This window comes from Cylindrospermopsis curvispora GIHE-G1 (assembly GCF_014489415.1).
GTDB classification, from domain to species: Bacteria; Cyanobacteriota; Cyanobacteriia; order Cyanobacteriales; family Nostocaceae; genus Raphidiopsis; species Raphidiopsis curvispora_A.
In genome coordinates, this window is sequence record NZ_CP060822.1 from 1,046,984 (window position 1) to 1,059,025 (window position 12,042).

General features: G+C 41.1%; 10 protein-coding genes and 1 tRNA gene. 2 read left to right on the plus strand and 9 right to left on the minus strand.

The window, feature by feature from the left end; all coding sequences use genetic code 11:
• Positions 1–5: 5 nt before the first annotated feature.
• Entirely contained in the window at positions 6–746 is a 741-nt protein-coding gene (locus IAR63_RS04990; protein ID WP_187706811.1) for a cytochrome c biogenesis protein CcdA, read from the minus strand.
• A 191-nt stretch (positions 747–937) separates the two neighbouring features.
• Between IAR63_RS04990 and nifJ the strand changes: the two genes are divergently transcribed.
• Positions 938–4,501, plus strand: coding sequence for a pyruvate:ferredoxin (flavodoxin) oxidoreductase (gene nifJ / locus IAR63_RS04995; RefSeq protein WP_187706812.1), 3,564 nt, complete (start codon positions 938–940; stop codon positions 4,499–4,501).
• Positions 4,502–4,533: 32 nt separating this feature from the next.
• On the opposite strand, the gene infC is transcribed toward nifJ, so the two are convergent.
• The 6 genes from infC to IAR63_RS05025 form a co-directional block, all read right to left on the minus strand.
• Positions 4,534–5,067, minus strand: a complete 534-nt coding sequence (infC, locus tag IAR63_RS05000) for a translation initiation factor IF-3 (RefSeq protein ID WP_006278519.1) — start codon at positions 5,065–5,067, stop codon at positions 4,534–4,536.
• Positions 5,068–5,310: 243 nt separating this feature from the next.
• Positions 5,311–5,646, minus strand: a complete 336-nt coding sequence (locus IAR63_RS05005; protein WP_096545543.1) for a hypothetical protein — start codon at positions 5,644–5,646, stop codon at positions 5,311–5,313.
• 202 nt (positions 5,647–5,848) lie between these two features.
• Complete coding sequence (locus tag IAR63_RS05010) at positions 5,849–6,808, minus strand: orange carotenoid-binding protein (RefSeq protein WP_187706813.1); 960 nt, start codon at positions 6,806–6,808, stop codon at positions 5,849–5,851.
• Positions 6,809–6,938: 130 nt separating this feature from the next.
• Positions 6,939–7,409 carry a Tab2 family RNA-binding protein gene (locus IAR63_RS05015; RefSeq protein ID WP_187706814.1) on the minus strand — a complete coding sequence of 157 codons (471 nt, stop codon included), beginning with the start codon at positions 7,407–7,409 and terminating at the stop codon, positions 6,939–6,941.
• Positions 7,410–7,453: 44 nt separating this feature from the next.
• Positions 7,454–7,527, minus strand: a tRNA-Met gene (locus tag IAR63_RS05020).
• 193 nt (positions 7,528–7,720) lie between these two features.
• On the minus strand, positions 7,721–9,520 hold the full coding sequence (locus IAR63_RS05025; RefSeq protein ID WP_235678390.1) for a peptidoglycan DD-metalloendopeptidase family protein: 1,800 nt from the start codon (positions 9,518–9,520) through the stop codon (positions 7,721–7,723).
• Between the two features lie 173 nt (positions 9,521–9,693).
• Between IAR63_RS05025 and IAR63_RS05030 the strand changes: the two genes are divergently transcribed.
• Positions 9,694–9,834, plus strand: coding sequence for a hypothetical protein (locus tag IAR63_RS05030; RefSeq protein WP_187706816.1), 141 nt, complete (start codon positions 9,694–9,696; stop codon positions 9,832–9,834).
• A gap of 486 nt (positions 9,835–10,320) precedes the next feature.
• On the opposite strand, the gene IAR63_RS05035 is transcribed toward IAR63_RS05030, so the two are convergent.
• On the minus strand, positions 10,321–10,782 hold the full coding sequence (locus IAR63_RS05035) for a tRNA (cytidine(34)-2'-O)-methyltransferase (protein WP_187706817.1): 462 nt from the start codon (positions 10,780–10,782) through the stop codon (positions 10,321–10,323).
• A 91-nt stretch (positions 10,783–10,873) separates the two neighbouring features.
• Complete coding sequence (gene gshA / locus IAR63_RS05040) at positions 10,874–12,037, minus strand: glutamate--cysteine ligase (RefSeq protein WP_187706818.1); 1,164 nt, start codon at positions 12,035–12,037, stop codon at positions 10,874–10,876.
• Between the last annotated feature and the right edge of the window lie 5 nt (positions 12,038–12,042).

The window sequence follows — 12,042 nt, forward strand, 5'->3', positions numbered from 1 at the left end:
TGATACTAATAAATACCAATAGGTAATCGAGAAAGCAAGGAAAAAACTCCAAAACCTACTAATAATACACCACTAACCGGGTTTATCCAACCCGACCACTGACGAAATTCCAGCAATTTTTTAATGCTAGCAGTAAAAGTACCCGCTAAAATTAGTGGTGTTACATATCCAGCTGTATATGCTAGTAGTAAAAACCCCCCCAATAGGAAATCTTGACTGTTGGCAACCCAACCTAATAAACTGGCCAGTACAGGGGTGCTACAGGGGGAAGCAACTAACCCGAAGGTTAATCCAATACAATAAGAACGAACCCCAGATGGCATGTCATTGGAAATCCAATTGGTTTCACCCCAGGATGGAAATTGTAAGGGTAGAGCTTCCAGTAGGTTTAAACCCATAATAATCGCTAAAATACTCACAATGATTGGTAGTCCCATTCCTACCTGACCATAAACCCTTCCTATCAAACCAGCTAGGATCCCTAGACCTGCTAATGTGGTTGCTAGTCCTAGTGCGAACCAGGTAGATTGTGCAGCAGCTTGTAATCTACTTTTAGCTTCATATCCTCCAATATAACCAATGGTAATAGGCAGCATAGATAACATACAGGGAGTTAAACTCGTTAACAACCCAGCAAGAAAGATGATGGCAATACTAATGATTGTTAGATGACTTAGTTGTTGAGCAACTAGGATGTTAGCGAATTGTTCCAGATGATAAATTTGGGTTTGCAGGTTCTCCAGCATGGTTTATCTTTTTATCAAGTTATGAAGTCTTCCCCTATATCTTAGCTTAATTCTTGCCAAAAGGGGGAGAAGAGGAAGATAAGAGAGAATTGATTATTGGGGGAGGTTTGGTTTATAATGTGGTTACGATTCTGATATTTTTTGGGCTTCTCTGGGTAAATTACCAAAAAATATAGACAGGAAGAAAAATCATGACTAAATCATTTGCTGCAATTGATGGTAATGAAGCAGTAGCACGGGTGGCATATAAATTAAATGAGGTGATTGCTATTTATCCAATTACTCCATCATCAAATATGGGTGAATGGGCTGATGGGTGGATGGCAGAAAATAAACCCAATTTATGGGGGACAGTTCCCCAGGTGACTCAAATGCAAAGTGAGGGTGGTGCAGCTGCTGCTGTACACGGTGCCTTACAAACAGGGTCTTTAAGTACAACTTTTACTGCTTCCCAGGGTTTATTATTAATGATTCCCAATTTGTTTAAAATTGCGGGGGAATTAACTAGTTTTGTTCTTCATGTTTCTGCTCGTTCTTTGGCTACCCATGCTCTATCTATTTTTGGAGATCATAGTGATGTCATGGCAGCTAGAACTACTGGTTTTGCCTTACTGTGTTCAGCTTCTGTACAAGAAAGCCATGATTTTGCTCTGATTTCTCAGGTGGCAACTTTACAAGCTAGAGTTCCCTTTTTACATTTCTTTGATGGGTTTAGAACTTCCCATGAGGTGCAAAAAATTGAGTTATTATCCGATGAAATTTTACGAGAATTCCTACCTATAGATTTAGTATTATCCCATCGTCAAAGGTGTTTAACTCCCGACCAACCAGTGTTAAGAGGGACAGCACAAAATCCAGATGTTTATTTTCAGTCCCGTGAAGGTGCTAACCCCTATTATCAAACCTGTCCAGAAATTGTGGAGAGGATCATGAATAGGTTTGCCCAAAAGACGGGGAGACATTACAAATTATATGAATATTATGGTCATCCTCAAGCCCAACAAGTAATTGTTCTCATGGGTTCTGGTTGCGAAACGGTTCATGAAACTGTTGATTATCTCAATCAACAAGGAGAAAAATTAGGTGTTGTCAAAGTCAGACTTTTTCAGCCTTTTGATGTGGGCAGATTTATTGAAGCTCTACCGAATAGTGTAAAGTCCATTGCTGTTTTGGATAGAACCAAAGAACCAGGAACTGTGGGAGAACCTTTATATTTACAGGTAGTCACTGCTATTCACGAAGGCTGGAAAAAATCCTCATTTCCTAAAATTGTTGGTGGAAGATATGGCTTATCCTCTAAAGAATTTACTCCAGCAATGGTCAAGGCAGTTTTTGAAAACCTGACTCAGCCCAAACCGAAAAATCATTTTACCATCGGAATTAAGGATGATGTGACTTTCACTTCTCTCGGTTTTGATCCTAGTTTTTCTACTGAACCAGATACTGTGGTGCGGACCATGTTTTATGGTTTGGGTTCGGATGGTACAGTTGGTGCTAATAAAAACTCTATTAAAATTATTGCCGAGGGGACAGAAAATAATGCTCAGGCTTATTTTGTGTATGACTCTAAAAAATCTGGTTCTATGACCGTTTCTCATTTACGTTTTGGCATGGACAAAATTCGCTCTACCTATCTGATTAATCAAGCGAATTTTATTGGTTGTCATCATTGGGGGTTTCTGGAAAATATTGATATCCTAAAAAACGCTGCTGCTGGTGGAGTATTGTTACTCAACAGTCCCTATCAACCAGAGCAAGTCTGGCAATATTTACCTAGGAAAGTGCAACGGCAAATTCTTGATAAACACCTGAAAGTTTATGCTATTAATGCCAATCTAGTAGCTAAAAACAGTGGTATGGGAAGAAGGATTAATACTATTATGCAGGTGTGCTTCTTTAAGTTGGCGGGGATATTACCAGAGGTGGAAGCTATTGCTAAAATTAAACAGTCCATTGAAAAAACCTATGCCAAAAAAGGTAATGATGTGGTGAAAATGAATTTGCAAGCGGTTGATAATACCCTAGCAAATCTTCATCAGGTGGTAATTCCTGCAGTAGAAATTGTGCAGAGGGAAGATAACCCGGAGAATTACCAATCATCCATGGGTAAACCGGAATTTTTCCAGGGAGTTCTGAACAAAATCATGGTGTGGGAAGGGGATGATTTACCTGTGAGTGCTTTACCTGCTGACGGAACTTTCCCCACCGGTACCGCAAAGTGGGAAAAACGTAATATCGCGGAGGAAATTCCCGTTTGGGATGAAGATGTTTGTGTCCAATGCGGAAAGTGTGTCATGGTCTGTCCCCATGCTACCATTCGTGCCAAAACTTATGCACCACAGCAATTGCTAAATGCACCAGCAACTTTCAAGTCCACGGATGCTAAAGACAAAAGTTTTGCTGGGCAAAAATTTACTATTCAAATTGCACCTGAAGACTGTACAGGTTGTAGTTTGTGTGTGAATATTTGTCCTGCCAAAAATAAAGCAGAACCCACAAAGAAGGCTTTGAATATGCAACCTCAAATACCTTTGAGAGCGCTGGAAAAAGAAAATTGGGAATTCTTTTTGAATTTACCCAATCCTGACCGCAGAAAGTTGAAATTAAACCAAATTCGTCAACAACAATTGCAAGAACCATTATTTGAATTCTCTGGAGCTTGTGCAGGATGCGGAGAAACTCCATATTTGAAATTACTCACCCAATTATTTGGAGACCGCGCTCTCATTGCTAATGCTACCGGTTGCTCTTCTATTTATGGCGGTAATCTACCCACTACTCCATGGACTAAAAACCAAGAGGGTCGAGGTCCTACATGGTCTAATAGTTTATTTGAAGATAATGCGGAGTTTGGTTTTGGCTATCGCCTATCTATAGATAAACAGACAGAATTCGCAGTGGAATTATTGCAAAATTTACGTGGTCACATAGGCGATCGCCTGGTGAATGACATACTGCAAAATAGTCAGAAAACAGAGGTACATATTTGGGAACAAAGGGAAAATGTGTCCCATCTCAAACAGAGATTGAGTGAAATCCTAGCACAAACCAAGGAAGAAAACCTGGGAGTAAAAATCCAGAATTTGCAATCTTTAGCTGATTATTTAGTCAAAAAGAGTGTGTGGATAGTAGGAGGTGATGGATGGGCTTATGATATTGATTTTCATGGCATTGATCATATTTTAGCCAGTGGTAAAAATGTCAATATTTTAGTCATGGATACGGAAGTTTATTCCAACACAGGGGGTCAATCTTCCAAAGCTACTCCCACTGCTGCGGTAGCAAAATTTGCTGCTAGTGGTAAACCAGCAGGGAAGAAAGATTTGGGTTTAATGGCTATGACATATAATAATGTTTATGTTGCTAGTGTTGCTTTAGGTGCTAGGGATGAGCAGACATTAAAAGCCTTTTTAGAAGCAGAAGCTTTTGATGGTCCATCCCTAATAATTGCCTATAGTCATTGTATTGCTCACGGGATAGATATGACTAATGGTTTACAACAGCAAAAAGCCTTAGTTGAGTCTGGTAGATGGTTGTTATATCGCTATAATCCTGGATTACAAAAGGAGGGAAAAAACCCCCTACAATTAGATATGAAAGCTCCCAGCGAACTGGTGGAGAAATCTATGTATCAGGAGAATCGGTTTAAGATCTTAATCAAGACTAAACCGGAAATCGCCCAAAAATTGTTGATACAAGCTCAACAAGAAGTTAATACCAGATGGGGTGTATACCAATATTTAGCCAATAAATAAATGATAAGGGGGGGAAATCCCCACCCCATATCTTATTTCTTAGGAGAAATGAGCATCATCATATTTCTCCCTTCTTTCTTAGGAGCTTGTTGAACCTCACCAAAGGGTTCTAGGTCTGTAGCCATACGATTTAGTAAGGTCTCTGCTAAATCACTGTGCTGAATTTCTCGACCCCGGAACATTACAGTGGCTTTAACCTTGTCCCCATCTTTAAGAAAGCGTTCCGCCTGCTTCACACGCACATTATAGTCGTGTTCTTCAATTTTGTAGCGCATTTTTACTTCCTTAACATCAGCCGTGTGCTGCTTTTTCCGGGCTTCCCGCGCCTTTTTTTCTTGCTCAAACTTATATTTCCCGTAGTCCATGATTCGACAAACCGGTGGGTCTGCTTTATCACTGAGCAAGACCAGGTCTAGCTCTTTTTCTTCTGCTAGTCTTAGAGCTTCCAATGGTGCCATAATACCCAATTGGGCACCTTCACTGTCAATGACTCGAATTTTTGGGAAACGAATACGTTCGTTAATTTGGGGGAGATCGCGAGTTCTTTTTTTCTCAATCACAGGCATTATGATTTTTAAGAGATCCTTTGTTAGAGATTTGGATTGGTCTTGGCTTACTTGGTTGCGTTTACTATGGAAATTTTTGGACCACGAAGGAAAAAGTTAAACTTATTCCTTGATCGTTGTCACGGTTATTGACCTGAATTCTAGCTTAGCACAAAACCTGTCGTCAAACGACTGTTTGAGAAACCAGCGAACAATTCCATTTGAAAACATTTGTACTAAAAATCCCTTGGTGCACCCTAACTATCACATACGTGTAAGAGCTGATACTTTAGCTATCTTATCCACTTCTAGCCCCTTTAGATCTTCAATATGTAGCCAACCTTCCCTGACCAATTGGGCAAAAACAAATATCAACACAGAGTATCTATAGTCGTATTTGCCATCAATCTGATGCCTTCTTGCACTTAGGAAATCGTGTAACTGCCATATCTCATCCAGTTTTGTAATCGTGCTAGCTTGTTCACGAACCGTTTCTATTAAGGCATTAATTTCTCGTTTATAAGCTTGATCAAAAGCTTTCCGAGCTAACTCCTTCTCTGTTGTAGACCACTCAATGTCATTCACTTGAACTATCCCCATATTAACTGTTAGTTCTCAAAATTAGTTGTCAAAATTAAAAATCACTTCCCAGGAGAAAGTGCTAAAAACCATTCACAAGCAAAATATAGCTTTAGCAGAACCCAATAGTAGGTAGGCGTTATAACTCGTCTATTGCAAGTGAGTATACAAAGATGTGCAAGCAGGAATGCTAACCCCTACTTACACAAGCTGAGAAACTGCCTTAGCGCATCAAGTTCAGCAGTTCCTTGGGAGAAGCTAATAAGTCAATTGCAACAAAGAAGATCTTACCTTGAGGATTAAGCAAGAATCGCCAAGCGATATTCATTCCCACGGCCGCGCCAAACCAGGGAGTTTGCACTTTACCGGTCACCTTTATTTGAGTATAACCATCTTCTACGGGTTCAGAAACTCCTCTTTCTGGAATCAGAGTCAGATTTTGACATTCCTCATTGAAAAATCTCAGAATGGCATCTCTGCCAACTATAGGTTTTTGAAAAGGAGGTTGGAGGGCACCATCAGGAGCAAATAGATCAATTAAGGCACCAAAGTCATTAGCATTCAAATTATTTACGTAACTTAGCACTGTTGAGTTAGTTACCCCTTCAATGGTAACTTGAGTCCGCTTTGACATTTCCGTGGGGACAACAACAGGTTCAGATATTCTGGTATAATCACCCAACTTGTTTGGGTCAAATCCCATGTCCACTACCGTACTGCGTAAGGTTGTAATTTGCTGTCCCTGGTCCATTTCCCTCAGTGCTTGTAACACTGCTGCTGCATTAGCAGAAAGTTGGTATCCCGCTGGAATCGGAGCAACAATACCCTGTTCCATCCACTCACCCAGTTGATTCCAAAATCCTAGCTTGATATTAGGAGACCATGCTGCGTAGGTGCGGCAAATTGGGGTGTCGGCATTATTCGCCAAGTCACACATAGCCTGTGTTTGTTCAGGAAAAGACATTTGACGAATTTGATTCAACGTAGGTTCTGCGAACTGCATGCTAGCAGCTCCTGGTGCGGCAATTGTAACGGTCTTGCCCATTTCAAGATAGGCAAACCAAATCCATGCTAGCTGATCTTCTGCACTGAGCTGCTTAAATCGGGCGATTGTAGCTGGTACTGCATCAGCGGAAAGAGTTTGTGGAAAAATCCCACGAGCTGAGTCAATTGTAATTGCCATCTGTAAACCTATATTTTGAATTACATCACACAAAATCAAGGATCCCACAAAACCGAACCCAATTATCCTTTTAGACCAATAAAACTTAACTCTTTTCTGCCAATATGGCTTTGTCCATACCTTGTAACTTTTAGACGTGATCTTTTAATAACCAAAAACCACTGAAAGTTATTCCTGAATTGTCGGGTTGCACTAATAAAAAATGCACTCCCCCACTTACTTTTTTGCGTTGTTGATAAACTTTGGCGGCCGCTGTCACATCCATATCTGTAAAAGTTGCTACTATCCAGCGATTCATGGAACCAGACTGTAAAATCAATCCATCAGGGGCACCAGCAATATAGTTCAAACTAACTGGATTATTTTCATTTAACCATCTTGCCAAACGCAAAGACTGTTTACCACCATAAATCACCACTCCAGGTATGGAAACAGTCCCAGCTAAATCTAGGTTAGCTGGCACAAATGAGTCTGGAATTTTCCTAAATGGAATTGGACGACTGCCAAACTCTTCCAGGATATCACCAGCACTAACACTTGCAAAACACCACTCCTCACCCCAAAGGCTTTCTGGCAATGGCATTGGTGGTAGCTGATTCATACCCGGTGCTTTCCCCCTACAACTTATGAACTATCAATATCAAATGGCTCAGGTCGGATTCGAACCAACGACCCCAGGCTTATGAGTCCCGTGCTCTAACCTACTGAGCTACTGAGCCTAACTTTTTATTTGTCTAACCTATCCTAGCACAGTATTTCCTCCATGACAACTCCCCAAAAGAAATTTTTTGGTCCTGATTATCCCGCAGATTTTGGTCAGGATAATCAGGACGTGCTGGGTATTGGCAGCTTTTAACCATAAGCTTATCTTAAATAACCAACAAGCAAAGTGGTTAAACATCAACCAAATAATTACAAACGTGCCTGAGAAGGTAAAAAGGCGATGGGATTAACCGCACCTTTCCCTGTGGGATGGATCTCAAAATGGGTGTGAGGACCAGTGCTAAAACCAGTGCTACCCATGGCGGCAATGGTTTCTCCCTGTTGCACTTCCTGACCTACCCGCACTAAAATACGGCTGTTATGGGCATAACGGGTCATACTGCCATCCTCATGGCGTATTTCCACCAACAGTCCATAACCTCCATTATTCCAACCTGCTCTTTCTACTCGACCTGGAGCAGAGGCGTAAATTGGAGTTCCCACACCATTGGCAATATCAATACCTCTGTGCATTCTACCCCAGCGCCAACCATAACCGGAAGTTAGAACGCCTTTAGCAGGCCAAATGTGACCCGTAAGAGCAGGACTATTATTTTCTTCCTCTGTATTTCTGGGTAAATATATATCCACTGCAGCCAAAGGAGGTAAAGCTGGAGATACGGTTGTACCCCGCAATTTACCCAGAGAATCCCGGGCGTTCATCCTCCTGGGAGGCACATTTAATCTAATACCCGAAGGATTCCTTCTGGTATTTCCAGGAACAAACTGAGGGTTGACAGGCTCATCATTGGGAGCGATCGCATCTACACCAAATTGAGAATTAACAGACACATTACCATCTTCCGTTAGCCTAGGTACAGCAATTGTCACTGCCTTGGGTTGAACACCTAGTGAAACTTTGACCGGATCAATATTCCCTTGTCCCAATGGGGATAAACTATTCTCAACTTTGCCAGAGTTAGCCAGGGTAATGCCAGATCTTTGAGCGCGATACTTTTGGCGTAGTCTTTCAATTTCTGCTTGTAAGCTACGAATGCGATCGTTGTTTGGCGTGACCTTTTCTAACTGAGTTGGAACTGTTTTTGGGGCTATTGCCACACTCGTGGTAAACCCATCTGTAGAGCCACCTATTCCCTGTGTACTGGGGGTAGTTGACCGAGCTTCAGGCACTTGGGGGAGATTTTTGCCAACCACAGGTACGCTTATGGCAGATCCACTGCTTGGTGATGGGATCTGAGGTACTGCAATGGCAACTCCCTCATTGCTCACTGACGCTGGCAAAGGCAACTCAGCAGCATTGGGCAAATTAGCTTCCCGGTCAGGGGGAACTAAAGGAGAAATAGCAATTTGGGCAATTCTTTTGGGTGGAATAGCAACCGGACTGGTTGGAGTAGGTAGCTCCTGTAGACCGGTCCCAGACTTAACCTGAGGAATAATCAGTTTCTGATTGACCTGCAAATCGTGAGGATCGCTCAGACCATTAGCCTGAATTAGCTCACCCACAGAGATCCCATAGCTACCAGCAATTTCCATCAAGGTGTCACCTGGCTTCACCTTGTAGTCAGAAATTTCCGTTGAAGCCACAACTTGGGGAGTTGTCAGTGCTGTGAAGGATTTTTCTTCTGGGAAGTTGTTATTGTTGACACTACTTGATTCTTGTGCCTCTTGAGGCAAGGAATTCAAATTGGTTTTTAAACGTTCCGATTTTTCTTTTAGCTGGTTAAGTGCAAACTCTTGTTGTTCCCTTAGCTGGTCATCAGCAGTATTGTCAACCTCGGTAGGCACTTCAATACTTTCAGGCACGCTTGCTAAAGTGGGAGTTTGAACATCCAATTTTTCTGCCGTGATTTTTTCTACATCGGTTCCGACCGTAGCTGGACCTACGAAGGCTGCTTTTTCACTGCCAACCGGGGCTGCTGCCTGCGCTTGGTCGCTTTTTTGGGTGACAAAAAGGCTGGTGGCACCCATAGAAATTGCTAAACCAATCATGGCTGCTCGTGGTATTGCCCGGCAATTACCCTTTTGATTTGTCTCATTTAAGGCAAATTGGAAACTGTCAGAATTATTTTTAACCACAGCGTTTACCCTCTTGTTTAATGCTCGATTCAAAGATGACCTCCTATGATCAAACTTCGCTTAACTGATTTTGACCTTTCTTTTAAATGTCCGATGTTAATTCACAATTGGAACTACATCAAACCATAAGTCAAGATCACATTCAAGTCACACCTACCAGAGATATTGACCCAAGATTAACCTGTTTCTCTGATTTAGACAAGTTCATAGTTGTTAGTAAATCTTAATTTTTTTCTTGGTTTGCTCTGTTAATACACCTCACAAAATTCAAGATTGTTGCAATCGGGCGGTTTATGTACTTAGGGTTACTAAGATCGAAACCGGAAATAATGGTCATTGTTCGGTTTACTATCTTGGTTAACCTTTACTGGGTTGGGGTCACCAACAAACCATCCTCTTTACATCCTTAATACCTGGTTTTTTATTCCTATCCGTTTTACCAATATCAAACTTTATGTCCTTGTTCTCTAAAAAACAACCGTACAAGTTTTTACTAGTTTCCCCACCAGATAAACTGTGTCTCATGTCACAATCCCCTAAAAGACTTGATGGTACTTGCTTTCGACAATTTTACTGTGGAGAAAAAATCCTCTGAATAGGCTAAAATCTAGAAATCAACAAGTGCACTAAATTTGCTATATAAATTTCTTATATGTTATTACTGCTACATATTACTGTGCAGTGGAAAGTGGCCTTTTGGTCATGCTTTCATTTTACCTTAAATATCCTAACTGTCGTCGTGACTCAAATAAGGCTACAGCTACGCTAACTGATAGATTTAAGCTGCGAACGCCAGGTTGATCCATAGGAATGTAGAGGGTAGAGTCACAAATATCGAGAATATTTTCTGGTATACCCGTTGTTTCACTGCCAAACAATAACCAGTCATCAGGATGAAATTCGTACTGAATATAGCTAATATTGCCCCTGACGCTGAAGCCTAGGAGTCTACCCCCTCTTTGCTGATGGACTCTCAGGAATGTATGATATGATTCATGGTAGTTAAGTTTTACATGGGGCCAATAATCTAACCCTGCTCTTTTGAGGTAGCGGTCAGTGATTTCAAATCCTAAAGGGCCAACTAAATGCAGTTCGGTGGCCGTAGCAGCGCAGGTGCGGGCAATATTGCCTGTATTGGGGGGAATTTGTGGGTTAATTAAAACTACCTGAGGCATAAAATCAAAAACAGGGTTTTAAATGGTCAAAAACAGGTTTAGATGGGAACAGTTGGGATAACCTATAGGTTTTTCTTATACCTGGCAACTTTTAAGCAATTGCGGAGGAACACAATAACTTGCTTTCTAGTTCTTTTTCCCGTTCGTGAGTACTAACTACCGCTTGTTTGATGACTTGGTGAATGTCTATTCCCACTTTGTGTAATTGTAGCCACTGCTGGGCTTCGTTACCTTCCCGGAGTATTTTCTTTAGGGGGGAGAGAAAACAACTAAATCCCTCTTGTTTGGCTATTTTCCACACTTGTTCATATACCTGGCTAATCCATTCTCTGGCTATAATAACACTGCCATCTTGCCAGTGCTGTAACTTAGCGTCTAAACTGAATTTGGCTGCTGACATTTCGTTTTTATTTGTTAGATTAATTAAATCATCTAATGAAAAGTTACTCTGTTTGAGTGGATCTATGTTATCATTCTCTATTATTTGTAACAGTCTTGCCTCTAGTAAAGAAGTAATTGCTAACAAAGAAATGGGATCTGTTACTAAGTCACAAATTCTCAATTCCAATCGGTTCAAATTATACGGACGGCGATCGCCATTAGGTCTAACGGATGTCCATAAATGTCGCACATTCCTCATAGTACCTGCTTCTAACTGGGATTCTACCCACTTGACATGATGTGTATGACTGGTAAATAGAGGTACATAATTGGGAGTTTGAGGGAATAGTCCCCATCGCGTGGAATGATAGCCAGTAGCTTGACCATTTAAAAAGGGTGATGAAGCACTCAGTGCTAAAAATAGAGGAGCTTCTAAACGAATAACTCGACAAGCTCGCATCAAAACTTCTGGATCTGGTATACCAACATTAATATGCACACTAGCAGTTACCACCTTTGTGCCGTAGGTTTGCTCAATGTAATCATGATATGGGTTAGTAAGATCAGAGCGATAAAATCGATCACCACCTCCAAGGGATAAGGTACTTCCCGGAATTAGCGTATATTTATTATTTAATTTATCCAAGTTAGACAAATTATCTAAATAATTTCTTAAGCGTTGTCGAGGAAGCAAGAGGTTACACAACTGATATTCATAGCTAGTGGACGGGGGAGTAATATATTCTACATTACGACTATCTGGTTCTCGCATAAAACCTTGTAGTTCTGAAACAATACGATCGGAGAGACCGACAATATCACCCTCAGACGTACCGGTATAGATTTCAATTTCAAAGCCTTTTGTTAAGACCACGTTAT

Bases quoted from the DNA above. Each gene is read 5' to 3' on its own strand.
- IAR63_RS04990 (WP_187706811.1), bottom strand. From the start codon at position 746: ATGCTGGAGAACCTGCAAACCCAAATTTATCATCTGGAACAATTCGCT.
- nifJ (WP_187706812.1), top strand. From the start codon at position 938: ATGACTAAATCATTTGCTGCAATTGATGGTAATGAAGCAGTAGCACGG.
- infC (WP_006278519.1), bottom strand. From the start codon at position 5,067: ATGCCTGTGATTGAGAAAAAAAGAACTCGCGATCTCCCCCAAATTAAC.
- IAR63_RS05005 (WP_096545543.1), bottom strand. From the start codon at position 5,646: ATGGGGATAGTTCAAGTGAATGACATTGAGTGGTCTACAACAGAGAAG.
- IAR63_RS05010 (WP_187706813.1), bottom strand. From the start codon at position 6,808: ATGGCAATTACAATTGACTCAGCTCGTGGGATTTTTCCACAAACTCTT.
- IAR63_RS05015 (WP_187706814.1), bottom strand. From the start codon at position 7,409: ATGAATCAGCTACCACCAATGCCATTGCCAGAAAGCCTTTGGGGTGAG.
- IAR63_RS05025 (WP_235678390.1), bottom strand. From the start codon at position 9,520: ATGATTGGTTTAGCAATTTCTATGGGTGCCACCAGCCTTTTTGTCACC.
- IAR63_RS05030 (WP_187706816.1), top strand. From the start codon at position 9,694: ATGTCCGATGTTAATTCACAATTGGAACTACATCAAACCATAAGTCAA.
- IAR63_RS05035 (WP_187706817.1), bottom strand. From the start codon at position 10,782: ATGCCTCAGGTAGTTTTAATTAACCCACAAATTCCCCCCAATACAGGC.